Here is a 17,951-nt window from a genome sequence, read left to right on the forward strand (position 1 = left end):
CATGCGCAACGACAAAGCGGATGCACCGCTGTGTGAAATCGACGATCTGCGCATTGCCTTTCGCGCGCACGACGGCACGCTGAATGAAGCGGTGCGGGGTTTGTCGTTGACGTTGAAGAAGGGCGAGCGACTCGGCATCGTCGGCGAATCCGGTTCTGGAAAGTCGCTCACGGGCCGCGCGCTGCTCGGCTTGTTGCCGCCCGCCGCGCATTGCACGGCCAAACGGCTACGCTTCGACGGACACGACATGCTGACCATGCCGACGGACAAACGCCGCCGCTTCTGCGGCTCGCAGATGGGCATGGTGCTGCAGGACCCGAAGTATTCGCTCAACCCGGTCATGACCGTCGAGCAGCAGATGCGCGAAGCGTTCGCGCTGCACGAGCCGAAGCTTGGCCGCCGTGCAATGCGGGCAAAAGTCATTGCGGCGCTCGAGTCCGTGCATATCCGCAATCCTGAACGCGTCGCCCGTTCTTATCCGCATGAACTGTCGGGCGGCATGGGGCAACGCGTGATGATCGCGATGATGGTTTCAACAGGCCCGCGTCTGCTGATCGCCGACGAGCCGACGAGCGCACTCGATGTGCTCGTCTCGATGCAAGTGCTGGCCGTGCTCGACGAGCTGATCGAAAAGCATCAGACCGGCCTCATCTTCATCAGTCACGACCTGCCGCTCGTGATGTCGTTCTGCGACCGCGTGGTCGTGATGTACGCGGGACGTGTCGTCGAAACGTGCGCCGCACGCGATCTGATCCACGCGCAGCATCCTTATACTCGCGGGCTGCTTGCGGCGAATCCGCCGCTTGTCGACCCACCCGCCGAATTGCCCGTGCTCTCGCGCGACGCCGCGTGGCTCAGCGAGATCGGCGACGTCAGCGACATCGGCCAGCAGCAAGGAGCGTCGCTATGATCCGCGTCGATGCACTGACCGTGCGCTTTAAGACGGCTGCCGGACTCTTCGATGCGGTACGCGGTGCGAGCTTTCATGTCGAGGCCGGTGAAGTCTTCGGTCTCGTCGGTGAATCGGGCTCCGGCAAGTCGACTATTCTTCGCGCGCTGAGCGGACTCGCGCCGGCTGCCGAAGGGTCCGTGCACATCGCCGGAGCGGATCGCGACATGCGCGGGCGCCATGTGCAGATGGTCTTTCAGGACCCGTATGGCTCGCTGCATCCGCGCTTCACCGTCGATCAGACGCTGCGCGAACCGCTCAACATAAACGGAATCGGCGGCGAGGAAGCGCGCATTGTGAATGCGCTGCGTGAAGTCGGCCTCGATCCGTCGTATCGTTTTCGCTATCCGCATCAATTGTCGGGCGGACAGCGACAGCGCGTTGCGATCGCGCGTGCGTTGATCGTCGAGCCGCGCGTGTTGCTTCTCGATGAACCGACTTCCGCGCTCGACGTCTCCGTGCAAGCCGAAATCCTCAACCTCCTCAAGCGCCTGCATCGCGAGCGGAATCTCACGATGATTCTCGTCAGCCACAACCTGGCGGTAGTCGGCTTTCTGTGCTCGCGCGTGGCGATCATGCGCAATGGAGAGATCGTTGAAGAGCTTCCGATCGAGAAGATTCGTGCGCAGCAGGTCGAGAGCGAGTACTCGCGCACGCTGTTGCTCGCGACCGGCGGTTATCAGCGCAAGGCTGTCGAAGCATTGGGCGTGGACGCGTCTTTATGAAAGATCGCGTCGAAGCAGCCGGCTCGCGCTCGCACGCGGCAGGAGTATTTGTCCCGATTGCTTCGTGTTGCCCTGCTGTGCCGTAATGCGGACAGGGACCGTCGAGAAAGTTAAAGACGGAGCGTTATCAGTCTTCCTGGCGGCCGTTCGCGGACGCCATAGCAGTGACCTCATGCTTGCCGACAAAAAGGAGAAGACATGCGTTTTGCTAAGACTTTCACCCCTATCGCAGTTGCAGTTGCGGCACTGCTCGCCGTCGCACCGCTCGCCTCTCGCGCGGATACGGTCGTCAAAATCGGCTTTGCGGCACCGCTCACGGGACCCAACGCCAGTTACGGCAAAGACCTGCAGAACGGCGTCAAAATGGCGCTCGACGACGCCAAAGCGCAAGGCGTCAAGATCAACGGCCAGCCTGTCTCGTTCGAACTCGTCTCCGAAGACGATCAGGCCGACCCGCGTGTCGGCGTGCAGGTCGCGCAAAAGCTCGTGGATGGAGGCGTGTCGGTTGTCGTCGGGCACTTCAATTCCGGCACGACCATTCCCGCTTCGGATCTCTACGAGAAAGCGGGCTTGCCCGTCATCGATCCGGCGGCCACTAACCCTGTCATCAGCAGCCGCGGCTACAAGAACGTCTTCATGGTGATTTCGAGCGACGCGCAAAACGCCGGCACCGCAGGCGCCTATGCAGTGACGACGACGAAGGCCAAGCGCATCGCGGTGATCGACGACCGCACGGCCTTCGGTCAAGGCGAAGCCGATGAGTTCGTGAAGGCAGTGAAGGCGCACGGCGGCGACATCATCGATCGCGAATACACGACGAATCAGGCGACGGACTTCAAGACGCAGCTCACGAACCTAAAGAGCAAGAACCCCGATCTGATTTTCGTGGGCGCGCTCAATCCGCAAGCGGCCGGCATCATGAAGCAGATGAACCAGCTCGGCCTCAAGGCGCAGTACGTGGGCGGCGGCGGCGTGAAGGACGTCGACTTTATCAAGCTCGCGGGCAACGTGTCCGAAGGCGCAATGGCATGGGAGTACGGGCGCCCGCTCGACAGCACGCCAGTCGGCGCAAAGTTCGCCGAGCGCTTCAAGCAGAAGTTCGGCCAGGACGTGCTCTCGTATGCGCCGTTCGGCTACGACGCCGCGTGGACCGCGATCAAGGCGATGCAGGCAGCCAATTCGACGAAGCCCGACGACTACCGCGCGAAGCTGCAGAACATCAACTTCGAAGGCATCACAGGGCAGATCGAGTTCAACGCGAACGGCTCGCTGAAGACCGGTTCTTCCACGCTTTATCAGGTGAAGAACGGACAGTGGGTGACGGTGAAGACGGTTAGTGGGCTTTGAGGGTTGGGGGCGTTGTTGAGTGAGAGTGAGAGTCAACTCAACGACGCCTCGAACACGCGCCGATAGTTGCCGCCTAGTAGGTGTCCGGTTTCTGTTTGGGAGAAGCCGGTGGCGAGCAATGCTGCGCCCAACGCCGGCAGTTGTTCATAGCGCGCGAAAACCGGCGGCGCAATGAAGCCGAGCATGTCGGTGCCAAGGCCGACGTGTTCGACGCCCACCACATCCGCCATGCGCTTGAAGCCGTGCGCCATCGCATCGATGTCGTGGAATGTGCCGGAACTCGGCCACACGCCGATCACGCCGCCCGTGTCCGCGACAGCGCGCGCATGGTCGGCTGTGATCAGGCGGCTGCGCGCGCCCGGATGTCCTGCGAGCGCCGTGTGCGAGAGCACCAACGGCTTCGTCGTGACCGACGCCGCGCGCTTCACGAGATCGAACGTGCCGTGCGCAACGTCCACCACAATACCCAGCGCATTGCAGCGGCGCACGACATCCGCGCCGAAATCGCTCAAGCCGCCGTGAACAGGCGCCTCCGTTTGAATGTCGCCGAGTTCGTTCACACGGTAATGCGTCAATTGAAGGTGACGTAGATGATGGCGCGAGTACGCCTCGTCGACACGCTCCAGTTGCCCCTCGAGAAAGTCCGCGCCCTCGGCGGCGATGATCACGCGCGGTCTTTCTTTTTCCGTCGACGCCAGCATGCTTGCATTCGTCACGATGACGAGTTGCTCGCGATCGACCAGTTCTTTCGCGCGGGCGAATTCCGTTTGGCCGAGTCGATATAGCTCGCCGGGCTGCGGCTCGCGCCACGCCTCGAAGCGCTTGCGATCGGCCGAGACGTGGGTGACCAACGTGTCGGTGACGATGGCGAGGCAGATCACATTCATTCCGCCCGCGCGCATCGAGGCGCTGACGGGCGTCAATGGCCGATGGTCGCCTATGGCCGGATCGCGTGAGACGATCACATGGCCCGCATGACTGTGCATGTCGATGGTCAATGCGCCCGGGGATGCCTGCCATTGCTGCTGTTCTGAGCGCGAATCGGTGTATCCGGCGAAGCGGCCAGGCGCGCACGCTGCGAGCCCCAGCGCGGTGCTTGACGCGAGAAACGCACGGCGACTCATCCGCGAAACCGGCGGCTGGGTGACGCTCGCCGCTTCATCGACGCGCTCGGCCAGTTCGAGCCGATAACGCCAGCCCGCAGGATCGTCGACGAGTCGCATCAGACGGCCACGCACGGTGACTGGGTCTGCGTCGAGCGGGACCGGCTCGAGCGGAATGACTTCAATGCAAGTGAAAGGATCGCGTGGCACGCAGCCGCCGCAACAAGGTTCTTGCGCGGCGAGGAGGAAATAGTCGACGGTGATTGCGGTCGGGTCTAGTGGAATCATCCAGCCTGTTATTTCCACCATGCAGCGGTTTTGATCTATTGCCGGGTCATCTCGGATCATGGCCCATATCAATGAAAGTGAAATAGAGTCGTCGTCGGTTGGCAGCATTGTCATTAGTATCCGATTGATGGTCTGATGGCAGCATGCAGTTAAACGCGACGTATGCAAAGATTCCGTCGGCAGAGCCTCCGCTTTATTTTCGCGGTATATCCGCTATTCCATCAAAAACATTCGATGCACTTTACCGAGCCCTTTCATTCACGCAACAACCGCACGGCGCGGCTGGTGCTCTTTCTCTCCATCGCGAGTTCATGCTTTTCCGTAGCGCCGGATGTTCTGGCGCAAAACACGGTCACGCTATACGGCACGATCGACACCAGTATCGAAGTCACGAATCCCGGCTCATCATGGACGCCGCGCCTCGACTCGGGCGCTTACCGCGGCTCGCGAATCGGCTTGCGCGGCTCGGAGCAACTGGACTCGGACACACGCCTTCTGTTCGAACTGGAAAACGGCTTCAGCTCGGCCGACGGCACGTTGGCCACCGCGGGCACGATCTTCAACCGCCAGGCGTGGATCGGCATCGGCGCGCCGTGGGGCGAAGTGCGTGTGGGCCGTCAGTACTCGCCGATCTACATTCCGTTCAAAGGGCAACTCGACGCCTTCGGCGCAGGGACGATCGCCTCGGGGTTGAATAACCTGTCCAAAATCACGCCTTATACCGACAACGGCATCGCCTATCTGTCGCCCGACTTTCACGGCTTCACGACGACAGTCATGGTCGCACTGCGCGACAGCGGCGATGGCAACGGCAACGGCAACGGGCTATCCGGCGACTACGAAACGTTTGCGTACTGCAACGGACCGCTTCGCGTTTCCTACGCGCATCAGCAAACGCATGGCGGTACGACCTTGCGCGCGAACCTCGGTGGTGTCTCCTACCAGTTCGGCGCAGCGACCGCCTATGCGTCGTTCTTCAACGGCGACGGCGGTTCGCCGCGGTATCACGACGACGGCCTTTCGCTTTCGATGCGCTATGCGTTCTCGCCGCGCCTGCGCGCTTCGTTGGGCTATGCGTACGCACGCGATCGCTCGGGCGGCGACAACGACGCGGACCAGTTCAGCGTGGCGTGCGAATACGATCTCTCGCCAAAACTCACGCTCTACGCGAGCGGCGCGATGCTGCGCAACCACCACGACGCTACCTTCACCCTGCGCGGCGTCAACGTCACCGGCCTTCCCGCGGCCTATCCGGGTGCGCCGGTTCGCGGCGTGCAATTGGGAATGATCGAGCGGTTCTAGCCAGATATCGGCCGCGAGGCCGATTAAATGATCCAGCGAGGGCGACGGTATTTTCGCCAGTCGCGGTGGACGCGTTAATGTACGAGCGCCGTGAGGCGGACGCCGAAGTACCCGCGCCCGCCGCCACGCGCGAACGGGACTCCATCCACCAAAAACCCTCTTTCACGGATTGTTTATGCTTATCAAGAACGTTGCGGTCAGCCTGCCTTCCCGAATCGTCACCAATGACGAAGTCGCCGACATGATCCGGTTTCATTCCACCGGCTACGACGGGGACATCGACAGAGGCATACGCACCATCAAGACACTGCTCGACAGAAGCGGGCTCGTCAACCGGCGCTGGTGCGACAGCCACGAATCACCCATCGATCACGTGGCGATGGCCACTCGCAAGGCTTTGTCGGAAACCTATTTGCGGCCGGAGCATATCGAGCTGTTTATTTATGTCGGCATCGGCAGAGGGTTTCTCGAGCCGGGCAATAGCCACATGATGGCGAGCACGCTCGGCTTCATCAATGCGGAATGCTTCGACGTGGTGGACGCCTGCATGAGCTGGACACGAGCGATGTCGATTATCGACAGTTTGTTCAAGTGCGGTCAGTACAGAAACGCTATGATCGTGAATGCCGAATTCAATATGCTCGCAGGTGGTCCACTCTACCCGGGGAATTTTGCGTTGAAGAACCAGGCGCAAATCGAATACACGCTGCCGTCGTTTACGATCGGCGAGGCCGCCACCGCCACGCTGCTGGTCGCCAACGAGCCGGACAACTTCAATTTTGCCTTTCGGGGCAAGCCCCAGGTATCGGACCTGTGCACCATTCCGATTCCCGGCTATGAAGGCTTCTGCCATCCGTCGGAAAGAATTGGCAAGAACGGCGACATGCGTTTTACATCGTTCGGCCACGAGCTTCACAAGAATTCCGACGAACTGTCCGCGGTACTCGCTAAACTGCCGATTCCGAGGAAAGACATCGACATTGTCTTTACCCATGCTTCTTCGAAGGCAGCGTGGCACGGCTACGGAGAAAAGGCCGGAATAGAGGACAAGATGTATCACATCTATCCGGAAACGGGAAACCTCGTTTCGGCCTCTATTCCCGCCGCGATAGCGATGGCAAAAGACAGCGGAGAACTGAAGCGCGGCGACAGAGTGTTGTGCTGGGTTGGCAGTGCCGGCATGTCATTCAACGTCAGCAGCTTCAAGTTCTGAGGCCGGTTCAATAAAAGTTAAAGAGCGACATGAAAGCCATTTCAGGGGGCATCCGCTATCTCAACCGGGTCGTGTCCGATGCCGCGAAGGTCTCCGATTACAGCGTGTTGGCTGTGGGCCTGATCGGCACCGTTGGACATCCGGTGTACTGGTTGTGGTGGACGTTCATCGATCCGCAACCGAACGAGAACCTGCTGATGCGGGTTGTCGGCACCGTAAGCTGCGCATTGCTGCTCTTGCGCCGTTTCTGGCCCGCAAGGACAGCGCGCCTCCTGCCGTGGTTTTACTTCGTAACGGTAGCGTACACGCTACCGTTTTTCTTCACTTACTACCTGCTGTCCGGTCATTACTCGATGCTCTGGTCGATGGCGGAACTGGGCATGGTGTTCTTTCTGATCGCCATCTTTCCGTCTTTCGTTGCGTTGTCACTGAATCTTGCGCTCGGCATAGGCGCTGCTATTCTGTGCGCGCGAATCGTTATTCCGGAAGCCGTCCACGTCGACGCGCATCTCTTTCTCTACGCCTATCTGCCGGTTTTCACGTTTGGCATTTTCGCCGGCATCACCTTCTCATACAGCAATCTGAAGGGGATCGTCGCACAGGCGAGAACCGGAGCGCTTCGCGCGCTTGCCGGGTCGATCGCTCATGAAATGCGCAATCCTCTCAGCCAGCTCAAGCATGTTCTCGATAGAGTAGAAGAAGTCTTGCCCGCGGCAATAGATCATGACTCGCCGCTGGCCGCATCACAGCGCCGGATTGCACTGCTGTATCGGCACCTGGCACACGGCCAGTTGTCGATCGAGCGCGGTTTGCGCATCATCGCGATGACACTTGACGAAGTCAGCGCGAAAGCCATCCGCCCGGAACAGTTCACGTATCTGAGCGCAGCGGCCGCAACGCGCAAGGCGCTGGACGAATACGGCTTCGGCGACCAGAACGAACGCGCGAGAGTCAGACTCGCGGTGCTCGAAGATTTCACCTTCAAGGTCGACGAAACGGTTTATCTGTTTACGCTTTTCAACCTGATCAAGAATGCGCTGCATCACATTGCGGCGCATCCTTTGGCCACGCTCACGCTGACGGTGGATCGGCAGACAGTAATCGTGCACGACACCGGTCCCGGCATTGCGCCCGAAATCCTGCCGCATCTTTTCGAGCCGTTTCGCACAGCGGGCAATTCCGCAGGCACGGGCCTCGGACTCGCTTACTGTCAGCGCGCAATGCGCGCGTTCGGCGGCACGATACGCTGCCGCTCCGAGGTCGGTCAGTTCACGCAGTTCACACTCGAATTTCCGCGCGTTTCGGAAAGCGAGGTCGCCGAGCACGAGCAGCAAATCTTTAATCGTGCCGCCCCGTTTTTCGACGGCAAACGTATTCTCGTTGTCGATAACGATGCAGACCAGCGCACGCGCGTTCAACGGGCACTGTCGAAGGTGAGCGCAAAGCCTGGCGACGCAGCGGACGGCGAGGCCGCGCTCGCCGCGCTCAGCGAGTCCCAGCCGTGGGACCTGGTGCTGATGGACATCAACATGCCGACGCTTGACGGCTACACGGTGACCGAACGAATTCGCGCCGATCGTCGCAACCCGAACTGCAATGTGATCGTCGTCGCTTATACGGCGGAACCGGGCAACGTGGCGCGATCTCTCGCGCGCCGCGCAGGCATGGACGAATTCGTCAGCAAGTCGGCGAGCATGGTCGAGTTGATCGGTGTTTTGCACAAGCTGTTCGAGAACGGTCATCGGCATGGCCGTACGCAGCGCTTCGATGGCTTCGTCGGCAGAACGATTCTGCTCGCGGACGACGACACCTACAGCAGACTGGTCGCGAAAGGCTATCTGGAGCGATTCGGCGCGACGGTCGTCGAAGCCGAGCATGGACCGGCCGTGCTGGCGCGCTTGCAGCAAGGCGTCGTTATCGACGCCATCGTGATGGATATGAACATGCCCGGCATGGGCGGCGTGGAGACCACCGCGCTGATCCGCGCGCGCTCCGATGCCTACGCGAGCGTGCCGATCATCGCGTTGACCAGTCAATCCGATCGCGAGGCGGTAGAAAGCTGTCTCGCCGCGGGCATGAACGAAGTGATGACCAAGCCCGCGCAAATCGGCGCGCTATATGCAGCGCTGGCGCGGCAATTTGCACGCCATCGAGTGAATCATGTGACGGCAGACACGGTGTCGTCGCCGGAGAACACGTTGCCTGCGGGCAAGCTCGCCGCGTTGCATGAAGGTCCGTTGCTCGACGAGAAACATCTTCAGGAACTGGTCGCGCTGGACTTGCTTGACCAGACATTCCTCAACGGCATCGAACAGATTCGCTCGACGGTGGCGCAACTCGCCGCGAGCGTTAGCGCGCGCGACTTCGACGCGACACGTGACGCCTTGCATGTGCTGCTCGGCGTCAGTGGCAATATCGGCGCAAAAGCGCTGCATCAGTTCGTGCGCCAGATTTATCCCCGCGTGCTGGAAGGCGAATGGCCTGCTGAGGCAGACTGGCTCGCGCGAATCTGCTCGTTGAGCGACCGGTCGGCGCCCGCGTTGCAGACATATTTTGCTTCGGCGAAGGCGCCTGAGAATCATCGCAAGACATTGAGCGACTAATGATCTTTCAAAACGCCTTGCTAACCGGCAGCACTAAACATACTTGCCTTTCAACTCACGGAGCCAACGATGACTGAAACGATAGCCATTCGACGCATCCATGCCGACGAAGCAATGGCCTGTGTCGATTCGCTCGCCGATCTGCTGATCGACTGCGTGGAAGGCGGCGCGTCGGTCAGCTTCATGTTGCCTATCTCGCGGCAAACCGCGCTTCACTTCTGGCAACAGGTCGCGAATGGCGTGGCCCGCGACGAGCGAATCCTGCTGGTTGCCGAACGCGCTGACGGCAAGATCGTCGGCACCGTGCAACTGATCACGGCGCAGCCCGAGAACCAGCCTCATCGCGCGGATGTCGCGAAGATGCTCGTGCACCGAGACGCGAGGCGTCGCGGCATTGCGGCTCGTCTGATGACCGCCGTCGACGACGAAGCGCGCCGCGCCGGCAAGTCCGTACTCGTGCTGGACACTGTGACCGGCGGAGATGCCGAGCGGCTCTATGAGCGCGCAGGCTGGCAACGTGTCGGAGAAGTGCCAAACTATGCGTTGATGCCCGACGGCAGCTTTTGCGGCACTACTTTCTTTCATAAGCAACTCATTGCATAAACGCCGTAAAGCCGTTCAATGAAGCGCGGCACTCACTCCTCGAACAGGTCCGGGCCGAACACCTCGTAATGAATCCGCGTCTCGGGAATATCCATCGCGCGTAATGCATCGTGCTGCAAGCGCATGAACGGAATAGGCCCGCAAATGTAGTAGTCCGCGTCGGGAAGCAGAATCAGATCACGCAACTCATCGAGATTGATAAAGCCCGCACGGTCATAGTCCTGACCCGCTATATCGGCGGGTAGCGGGTTCTCGTAATAGACCACCGCCTTGAAGTTCGCATACGTCGCGGCGGTTTGCCGAAGCCTGTCGCGCATCGCATGAACCGCACCGTTTCGCGCGCCATGCACGAATACCACTTGCCGCTGCGGGTCCTGAATCGCGCGCTTGAGCATGCTGACCATCGGCGTCAAACCGACGCCGCCGCTGATCAGCACGATTGGCGTTTTCGCGTGTACGTCGATATAAAAGGTGCCGTACGGCGCGGCGAGTTTGACTTCGTCGCCCACGTTCACATGCTCGTGAAGCAGCGACGACACATAGCCCGGCGGCCGCGAAGCGTCGCCCTCCTCGCGTTTGACGGAGATGCGATAGCTGCGCCCATTCGGCATGTCGGACAGGCTGTACTGGCGAATCTGTTGCAACTGCAACGAAGGGACATCTACGGCAATGCTGATGTACTGGCCCGGCTCGAAGTTGACGACCGGCTGCCCGTCCGACGGTTCAAGCACGAACGATGTAATCACGCTGCTCTCAGGCCGTTTTTCCTTGACCACGAACTTGCGCCAGCCCGTCCAGCCGCCGAGTTGTTGCGTCGACTTCTCGCGCAACTCGCTTTCCATTCCCATCAACAGGTCCGCGAGATTGCCATAAGCCTGTGCCCACGCGGAGATGATCTCGTCGGTGGCGGCGTCGCCGAGTACGTCCTTGATCGCGCCGAGCAAATGTTCTCCGACAATAGGGTAATGCTCCGGCCGGACATTCAGGCTCGCATGTTTGTTGGCGATATTTTTCAGCACCGCCGCGAGACTGCCGGGATTCTCGATGTTCTCTGCGTAAGCGTAGACGGCGCGAGCGAGAGCCTGCTGTTGCTGGCCCTGATCCTGGTGGGCCATGTTGAATACGTTCTTCAGTTCCGGGTGCGCGTTGAACAATCGTTTGTAAAAGCGCTTGATGATCGGCAGCCCATGCTGCGCCAGCACAGGGGCCGTAGCTTTTACAACGTCCTTCGTTTTCTGCGTAAGCATTTGCCTCTCCTTTCATGCGGTGCACGCGTCGCAAGCGTGCGAGAGTCCATGAATAAACGCATGTAGCAAACCGCGTGACAGCAACGCATCCGGTGAAAATTGGCGACGGCTAATCATCAGTTACACTGACCATTAGCCGTTTGATTGGGAACCCCACAAAAAGATGAATAGCTTCGATATAACCATTGAGACATATCTTTCAAACATTCACTTCGGCTTGCATACAACGCATGCAATACAGGCACTCGCCGATCTCTACACCTTCAAGGGTCTTCTGCTCATACCCGTGTTGTGGTGGATGTGGTTTCAATCCGGCGAGCGCAGTGCATGGCGGCGCGAAATGGTCATCGCAACGATACTCAGCGGCCTCGTCGCGCTTTTTGTAGGAAGAACCCTCACGCACTGGCTGCCGTTCAGAGTGCGCCCCGTCTACAGTTCCGAACTGAACCTGCACTTTGCGGCCGGCGTGTCCAAAGACGCGTTGCTGTCTTCGTGGAGTTCATTCCCCAGCGACCACGCGATGCTATGGATGGCCATCGCCACCGGCATCTTTCTGATCTGCAAGCGCATCGGCGTACTGGCGCTGATCTACACCGTGTTCTTTATCTGCGTCCCGCGTGCCTATCTCGGCTTTCACTATCCGACGGATCTGCTGGTCGGCGCGGCAATCGGAATCGCGATCACGTGGGTCATGACACGCGAAGCCGTTCGCGCGCGTTACGCGGGCCCGCTACTGCGATTGAGCGAACGCTACCCAGGCCCTTCCGCGATGCTGGCCTTCGTGCTCTGTCTCGAACTCGTCACCCAGTTCGACGAACTGCGCAAGCTCGCGAGCAGCGTGCTGAAACATGTATAACGCGTGCGACGCAGGCTTTAACTGCCGATAGAAACGTACAGAAGCACCATCGGCGCCTTCGATGCGCCCGGCGTCGGCGCACGCAGCGGCACGCCATACGTGCAGCGAAAATCGACGAAGCGCGACCATTGAAAACGCACGCCTGCGCCGACGCTAACGAGCGACCCATGAGCGGGTTCCGCGAGTTGATCGTCGCGGTTCCACACATGGCCCGCGTCGACGAACACAAACGGTTGCGCGGCCGCGCCGCTCGCACCGAACTGCAACGCGGGCGCGCGCAATTCCGTCTGCACGTTCCAGCCGCGATCGCCTAGCACGACGTACGGCTCGTAGCCTCGCACGCTGGTCTCGCCGCCGAGGCCCATTTCCTCGCTCGGCAACAGCGTATTCGGCGTCCACTGGAACGCGCCCCGCCCGGTCAACGTAAAGCCGCCCAGCACGATCGCGCGTTGCGCTGCGAGTTGCAGATACGCATAGCGGGCGGTCGCGCCTTGCCGCGCGGCGGCGAACGCGGCGTCGTTGTTAGAGCCGTCCAGTCCGCCAGGACTTCCCACGAGTGTCGCCGATAGATGCCCGACGCCCGCGTCGCCCGGCTGACTGACATCGTAGGTAAGCAGAAACTGGTGGATGTGTGTGTTCGAGTTGAACACCTGAAAGCCGCCGAATTCCAGATTGTTGTTGCTGCGCTTGAAGTCATAGCCGAACTGAACGAGCTGCGCGGTATTCGTCGTGGTCGGCAGACGCCAGTCGTAGCGGACGCTCATCTGCGCGGAAATGCCCGTTTGCCCGTAACTGTCCGGCAGACGCGGCGTGCTCTGTGCATAGACGCCGAATAGTTCGATGCTGTCGTGCCACGGCAGCGGCGCAATGTAGTTCAGCGCGTGAGCCATGAAGCGCGCGCGGTTCGGGCGCCCTTCAATGTCGGGGTTGCCGCTGAAGAAATCGTTGCTCGCCGTGAATTGATATGCAACATGCTGATCGAGCCCAAACAGATTGCCGTAGTCGATGCCGGCAAAAAAGCGGTCGCGGCCGAGATCGCGCACGCCCGCGTTGTCGTAGCCGGCGCTCACGCGAAGCGGCAGACGGTCGTCGGTCTGCAGGATGACGTCGGTTGAATTCGCCGCTTCGCCTGGCGCAAAGACCGCATCCACGCGTCGATAAGGATTGGCGTTGAGTACCGCGAGACCGAGCGAGACGTCCGACTGCAGAATCGGCGCGCCTGCTTCGAGCGGCATTTCGCGTTTGAGCAGATCGTCGGAGAAATAGCGGTTGCCATTCGTGCGCACCTGTCCCAGGCGAAACTCGGCGACCGCGATATGCACGACGCCCGAACTCACGTCCTGCTCGGGCACGTACACATCCACGAGCGGTTTGCCCGCGGCGCGATAGCGCTCCACCACGGCACGGCGCATGTTGGCAAGACGTCCGAACGTGAGAGGCTTGTCGAGATCGCTGTCGAACGAATGAAGAAATGCCGCGTCGAGCAGGGGCAAATCTTCGGCGGCAATGCGGGGCTGCGTTGCCGCGGCAGGAGCGCTCGCGCCGGCCGGTTGGAACACCAGTCCCTCGAGTCGGGGCACTGCGATCTGCGCGGCATTCTCTTCCGATGGAGCGGAAGGTTGCGACGGCGCACTACGCGGAGTGGGCGGCGTCGGCTGCGGCGCAAGGTCTCGCCATGCCTGCGCGAGCACGGCGGAAGAGTGAAGCGCCGCTGCTACGCAACACGCAATGCAACACGCCAGCAGCGAGCAGCGCATGCTGCCGACGCGCGCCAGCGCATCCGTCGATGAAATACGCCGCTTAACGCGCAAGCTGCGAGCGCAACACGGAATGCGGCGCATTGAACGGCATCGGGCGCACGCCGTCGGCGCGGCTTGCATACGATGTCGGCGAAATACTGTTCATCACGTCTCCTGTCCCGCGCGAGGCGCGCCGCATGCTAATAAGTGGATTGGGCTCTCGCGAGGCGGCCCGATTGTGCGCACGCCCGTATTATTGCAGCGGCTTTCAGGCGCACAATGGGGCACGGATCGCGCGATCTCGACCTATTGCGCCTAAAGGTCTGCGGAATTGGCCAAGGCATAAGCAGCGGCGCGCTGCAATGGGGCGCGAACCCAGGCTTTCCCCAATAGCAGCGAGGCGCCGCGCACAGGACGATGGATTGTCACTTCGCTCACGCAGCGCAGTGCTTCAATCCACTTGCGGTGTAGGCAGACGTTCTCTCGAAGCAGTAAAACGGTGCGATTGATAACGCAATGAGCAACAACGATATTGCCGATCAGGTTCCGGCTCTTGTCTGGACCGCGGACGCGCGCGGAATTGTCACCTATACCAACATCGCTTGCCGCAACTACCTCGGCAATCCCTTCGCGCCGAACACCACGCTGCATTGGGACCAGTTCGTTCTCGAATGCGACGTGAAAAAAGTGCTCGACGCCTGGCGCAGCGCGCTCACGGCCGGCGAAAGCGCGAAGGTCAACGCGCGCCTGCAGCGCTTCGACGGCAAGTACCGTTGGCACAAGCTGCGCCTTCAGCCCATTTTCGACGACGCGCGCGTCGTCACTGGCGCATGCGGCATCGCGATGGACATCGACGACTTCGTGAAGGCCGGCGAGGCCTATGAAATCGGCGAACGGCGTCTGCGCTTCGCGCTCGACGCGGCGCGCGTCGGCGCGTGGGAATGGGACATGGGCAGCCGCACGGCGCGCATCAGCGCCCAGCTCGCGCACATCTACGGGCTCGAGCAGCAGCAGGCGGAAGTGCCGTTGCAATGGCTCTTCGACAGAATCCCCGAAAGCCACCGCGCGTGGTTCGCGCGCGAGTTGACGGGGCGCCTGCACGAATGTGTGCCGTTCGAACTCGATTTCCCGATCGAACTCGAGGACGGACGCCGTTTGTGGCTGCGCACGCGCGGCGAAACGGACTGCGGCAGCGGCTCGGAAATCGAGCGCGTATTCGGCGTGACCTTCGACATCACCGAGCAGCACGACGCGCAAACCGAACGCGAACGCAGCGAGCAGCGCTATCGCGCGCTCGTCGAAGCGAGTTCGGAACTGACGTGGATTGCGGACGCGGCGGGCCGTAACCATCAGCTCGGCAACTGGCACTCGTTCGCTCCGCAAGAGGGCTTAAGCACAGGCTGCGAATGGCTCGATCTCGTTCATCCCGACGACCAGGACAGCGCGCGCGACAAGTGGTTGGGCATCGTCAAGGCCGAGCGGCCAGGCTCGATGACGTTCCGCTTGCGTCGGCGCGACGGCAGTTGGCGGACCATGTCCGCGCGTGCCGCGCCGTTGCGCGACGACGACGGCACGCTGCGCGAATGGTTTTGCATGGCAACCGATGTGACCGACGAACGCGCGGCCGCGGCCGCACTCGAAGAGCGCAACCTGCGTCTTCAGGTCGCGATGCGCGCCGCGAAGATGATCATCGGGTATCTGTCGCTGGATTCGTGGACGGTCTGCTGGGACACCGTCGACGCAATGCCCCGCGTGCTGGCCGGCCCGATTGCGCTGTCGTATGACGCGGCGCTGCATCGCGTGCACGCTGAAGACCGCGCCGCGGTGGACGCCGCGATGCGCCGCGTCGCGCTCACCGGCGAATTCGACGAGCCGCTCGAGTTCCGCATCGCGATGAACGGCCAGGAATGCTGGCTGCAAAGCCAGGCCGTGTTGCAACGCGACGCCGACGGCCGGCCGTGGCGCGTCATTGCGAGCGCGGTGGACATCACGCAGCGCAAGACGCTCGAACTCGCGCTGCGCGAAACGGATCGCCGCAAGGACGAATTCCTCGCGATGCTCGCACACGAACTGCGCAATCCGCTCGCGCCGATGCGCAACGCCATTGCATTGCTGCGCCGGCAGAAAGACGCCGGCATGAAGCCCGGCGAACTGGTCGGCATGCTCGGCCGGCAGGTCGATCATATGGCGCAACTCGTCGACGATCTGCTCGAAGTGTCGCGCATCACGCACGGACGCATCGTGCTTCGACGCGAGCCGCTCCTGCTCGGCACCGCGGTTTATGGCGCACTGGAAACCGTCTCGTCGATGGCGGCCTCGCGCGGCCAGCACCTCACCGTGCGCTTGCCGCCCACGCCCGTGTGGCTGCATGCAGACCCGCTGCGTCTGTCGCAGATCCTCGTCAACGTATTGAACAACGCGTGCAAGTACACGGACCACGGCGGCAGCGTGTGCGTGACCGCGCTCGCCGACGAGCGCTTCGCGACCGTCACGATCGAGGACAACGGCAGCGGCATTTCGCCCGATCTGCTGCCGCACATCTTCGATCTTTTCGCGCAAGGCGAGCGCACGCTCGACCGCGCGCATGGCGGTCTCGGCATCGGCTTGTCGCTGGTGAAGAAGCTGGTCGAACTGCACGGCGGTTCAATCGAGATCGCGAGCCCTGGTCCCGGCCGCGGCGCGACCGTGTCGATCAGGCTGCCGCTTTCGCATGCGCCGGAAACGGCCGCGCCGTCGCACGACGAACCGTCGGCGAGCGGTGCCTCGCATGCCGAGCGCGCTTCGCTGCATGTGTTGATCGTCGACGACAACAAGGACGCCGCCGACTCGCTCGCCCTGCTTTGCGAGAGCGAGGGCTATCACGTCGATGTCGCGTATGGCGCGCAGGATGCGCTTGCGAAAGCCGAGGCCGAGCCGGTGGATGCCGCGCTGCTCGACATCGGTCTGCCGGACACGGACGGCTACGAACTCGCCAGGCTGATTCGCCAGAAGGGCGAGACGCGGCCCGTGCTGATCGCGGTGACGGGTTACGGCCAGGCCGACGATCATCTGCGTGTGCAGGCGGCCGGCTTCGACCATCATCTCGTCAAGCCGGTCGACATCGAGTACCTGATGTCGCTGCTCGCGGAACTCTCGCCTGCTGCGGCGTCGCCGCACGCGGAGTGAGGCATCGAACGCAGCATTAAGCCGGGAGCGGTGCATCAAGCCACCCGCGCCGCCCCGACGCTCACATCACTTGCGTCCCTGAACTGTGATCGACACATACCGGTCCGGTTGCAGGCACGCGATCAGCGCGCGGCCCTCGCGGTCCGCGCAGTTCGTTCGCGGCTCGCTCGAGCCCACGCCCTTCGCCTGAATGATGCTGCCGTCCAGTCCGTGAGCGATCAGATAGTCGCGCACGGTGTTGGCCCGCGCGAGCGACAACGGTCCGTTGAGCGATTCGGGACCGAGCCTGTCGGTGTGGCCGACGACCTCGATCGCGCTCACCTGCTCGTGCTTGCGGATGCGCGCGGCGACGTCGTCGAGTTGCGCTTTCGCGGACGGCAACATCGTGTCAGCCGCTGACTTGCCGAACGGGAACAACGCATCGCTTTCCAGTGCGAAACTCTCGATCGTGGGCGCTTGCGCAGCGACGGCGCCCGTGTCGGCCGCCGCATTGTTGCCCGCTTCCTGGCCGCATTTGAACAGCAGAATGCGCGGGTCGCTGCGGTTGTCGTCGGCGGCGCGCACGCGGTCTATTTTGTCGATCGGCTGCACGCCCTTGTCGCCGCAAATGCGTTTCGCAACGTCCATGCAGGTCGACGCGCTTTCGAACAATCCGTGGCACTCGGCACGGTAGGTGCGCACGCCGTTGTTCGAGTCGACGGAATAGGCGTTGAAGGTCGGGCCGCTCGCCGCCGTGCATCCGCTCATGACGAGCACGGCGCTACTGAAAAGGCTTGCAAAAAAGAGTCGGTTCATCTGGTACTCCATAAAC

At 61.6% G+C, this 17,951-nt stretch carries 13 protein-coding genes; 9 read left to right on the forward strand and 4 right to left on the reverse strand.

Annotation, left to right across the window (positions count from 1 at the left end; all coding sequences use genetic code 11):
- The first annotated feature begins 1 nt into the window (after nt 1).
- The 3 genes from CUJ91_RS28585 to CUJ91_RS28595 all read left to right on the forward strand — a co-directional run bounded on the left by CUJ91_RS28585 (nt 2) and on the right by CUJ91_RS28595 (nt 3,021).
- Nucleotides 2-910, forward strand: a complete 909-nt coding sequence (locus tag CUJ91_RS28585; RefSeq protein ID WP_114157717.1) for an ABC transporter ATP-binding protein — start codon at nt 2-4, stop codon at nt 908-910.
- Entirely contained in the window at nt 907-1,674 is a 768-nt protein-coding gene (locus tag CUJ91_RS28590) for an ABC transporter ATP-binding protein (RefSeq protein WP_006049671.1), read from the forward strand. The genes CUJ91_RS28585 and CUJ91_RS28590 overlap by 4 nt, the downstream gene beginning before the upstream one ends.
- Before the next feature lie 198 nt (nt 1,675-1,872).
- A complete protein-coding gene (locus tag CUJ91_RS28595; RefSeq protein WP_114157718.1) occupies nt 1,873-3,021 on the forward strand; it encodes a branched-chain amino acid ABC transporter substrate-binding protein in 1,149 nt (382 codons plus the stop codon).
- 32 nt (nt 3,022-3,053) lie between these two features.
- Here the strand turns inward: CUJ91_RS28595 and CUJ91_RS28600 are convergent, their stop codons facing one another.
- Nucleotides 3,054-4,472 (reverse strand): dipeptidase, encoded by a 1,419-nt coding sequence (locus tag CUJ91_RS28600; RefSeq protein ID WP_244231039.1) that lies wholly within the window; start codon nt 4,470-4,472, stop codon nt 3,054-3,056.
- A 174-nt stretch (nt 4,473-4,646) separates the two neighbouring features.
- On the opposite strand from CUJ91_RS28600, the gene CUJ91_RS28605 reads away from it, so the two are divergent.
- The 4 genes from CUJ91_RS28605 (at nt 4,647) to CUJ91_RS28620 (ending at nt 10,133) form a co-directional block, all read left to right on the forward strand.
- Nucleotides 4,647-5,714: a porin gene (locus CUJ91_RS28605; protein ID WP_244231040.1), complete on the forward strand. Its 1,068-nt coding sequence runs from the start codon at nt 4,647-4,649 to the stop codon at nt 5,712-5,714.
- A gap of 175 nt (nt 5,715-5,889) precedes the next feature.
- Nucleotides 5,890-6,927, forward strand: coding sequence for a 3-oxoacyl-[acyl-carrier-protein] synthase III C-terminal domain-containing protein (locus CUJ91_RS28610; RefSeq protein WP_006049675.1), 1,038 nt, complete (start codon nt 5,890-5,892; stop codon nt 6,925-6,927).
- A 29-nt stretch (nt 6,928-6,956) separates the two neighbouring features.
- Complete coding sequence (locus CUJ91_RS28615) at nt 6,957-9,530, forward strand: ATP-binding response regulator (RefSeq protein ID WP_114157721.1); 2,574 nt, start codon at nt 6,957-6,959, stop codon at nt 9,528-9,530.
- A 69-nt stretch (nt 9,531-9,599) separates the two neighbouring features.
- Nucleotides 9,600-10,133, forward strand: a complete 534-nt coding sequence (locus CUJ91_RS28620) for a GNAT family N-acetyltransferase (RefSeq protein ID WP_114157722.1) — start codon at nt 9,600-9,602, stop codon at nt 10,131-10,133.
- Between the two features lie 32 nt (nt 10,134-10,165).
- Here CUJ91_RS28620 and hmpA read toward each other — a convergent pair whose 3' ends face one another.
- The gene (hmpA, locus tag CUJ91_RS28625) at nt 10,166-11,380 is read right to left on the reverse strand and encodes an NO-inducible flavohemoprotein (RefSeq protein ID WP_114157723.1); all 1,215 of its coding nucleotides are present in this window, start codon (nt 11,378-11,380) and stop codon (nt 10,166-10,168) included.
- Nucleotides 11,381-11,543: 163 nt separating this feature from the next.
- Here hmpA and CUJ91_RS28630 point away from each other — a divergent pair, with 163 nt between their 5' ends.
- Complete coding sequence (locus CUJ91_RS28630) at nt 11,544-12,236, forward strand: phosphatase PAP2 family protein (RefSeq protein ID WP_053859938.1); 693 nt, start codon at nt 11,544-11,546, stop codon at nt 12,234-12,236.
- Between the two features lie 17 nt (nt 12,237-12,253).
- On the opposite strand, the gene CUJ91_RS28635 is transcribed toward CUJ91_RS28630, so the two are convergent.
- Entirely contained in the window at nt 12,254-13,993 is a 1,740-nt protein-coding gene (locus CUJ91_RS28635; protein ID WP_114158091.1) for a ShlB/FhaC/HecB family hemolysin secretion/activation protein, read from the reverse strand.
- Between the two features lie 498 nt (nt 13,994-14,491).
- Here CUJ91_RS28635 and CUJ91_RS28640 point away from each other — a divergent pair, with 498 nt between their 5' ends.
- Nucleotides 14,492-17,140 (forward strand): hybrid sensor histidine kinase/response regulator, encoded by a 2,649-nt coding sequence (locus CUJ91_RS28640; RefSeq protein WP_107706945.1) that lies wholly within the window; start codon nt 14,492-14,494, stop codon nt 17,138-17,140.
- A 66-nt stretch (nt 17,141-17,206) separates the two neighbouring features.
- On the opposite strand, the gene CUJ91_RS28645 is transcribed toward CUJ91_RS28640, so the two are convergent.
- On the reverse strand, nt 17,207-17,935 hold the full coding sequence (locus CUJ91_RS28645) for an OmpA family protein (protein WP_114157724.1): 729 nt from the start codon (nt 17,933-17,935) through the stop codon (nt 17,207-17,209).
- Nucleotides 17,936-17,951: the final 16 nt, after the last annotated feature.

It is taken from the genome of Paraburkholderia graminis, from assembly GCF_003330785.1.
In the GTDB taxonomy this organism is placed as follows: Bacteria; Pseudomonadota; Gammaproteobacteria; order Burkholderiales; family Burkholderiaceae; genus Paraburkholderia; species Paraburkholderia graminis.

Bases quoted from the DNA above. Each gene is read 5' to 3' on its own strand.
- CUJ91_RS28585 (WP_114157717.1), top strand. From the start codon at position 2: ATGCGCAACGACAAAGCGGATGCACCGCTGTGTGAAATCGACGATCTG.
- CUJ91_RS28590 (WP_006049671.1), top strand. From the start codon at position 907: ATGATCCGCGTCGATGCACTGACCGTGCGCTTTAAGACGGCTGCCGGA.
- CUJ91_RS28595 (WP_114157718.1), top strand. From the start codon at position 1,873: ATGCGTTTTGCTAAGACTTTCACCCCTATCGCAGTTGCAGTTGCGGCA.
- CUJ91_RS28600 (WP_244231039.1), bottom strand. From the start codon at position 4,472: ATGATCCGAGATGACCCGGCAATAGATCAAAACCGCTGCATGGTGGAA.
- CUJ91_RS28605 (WP_244231040.1), top strand. From the start codon at position 4,647: ATGCACTTTACCGAGCCCTTTCATTCACGCAACAACCGCACGGCGCGG.
- CUJ91_RS28610 (WP_006049675.1), top strand. From the start codon at position 5,890: ATGCTTATCAAGAACGTTGCGGTCAGCCTGCCTTCCCGAATCGTCACC.
- CUJ91_RS28615 (WP_114157721.1), top strand. From the start codon at position 6,957: ATGAAAGCCATTTCAGGGGGCATCCGCTATCTCAACCGGGTCGTGTCC.
- CUJ91_RS28620 (WP_114157722.1), top strand. From the start codon at position 9,600: ATGACTGAAACGATAGCCATTCGACGCATCCATGCCGACGAAGCAATG.
- hmpA (WP_114157723.1), bottom strand. From the start codon at position 11,380: ATGCTTACGCAGAAAACGAAGGACGTTGTAAAAGCTACGGCCCCTGTG.
- CUJ91_RS28630 (WP_053859938.1), top strand. From the start codon at position 11,544: ATGAATAGCTTCGATATAACCATTGAGACATATCTTTCAAACATTCAC.
- CUJ91_RS28635 (WP_114158091.1), bottom strand. From the start codon at position 13,993: ATGCGCTGCTCGCTGCTGGCGTGTTGCATTGCGTGTTGCGTAGCAGCG.
- CUJ91_RS28640 (WP_107706945.1), top strand. From the start codon at position 14,492: ATGAGCAACAACGATATTGCCGATCAGGTTCCGGCTCTTGTCTGGACC.
- CUJ91_RS28645 (WP_114157724.1), bottom strand. From the start codon at position 17,935: ATGAACCGACTCTTTTTTGCAAGCCTTTTCAGTAGCGCCGTGCTCGTC.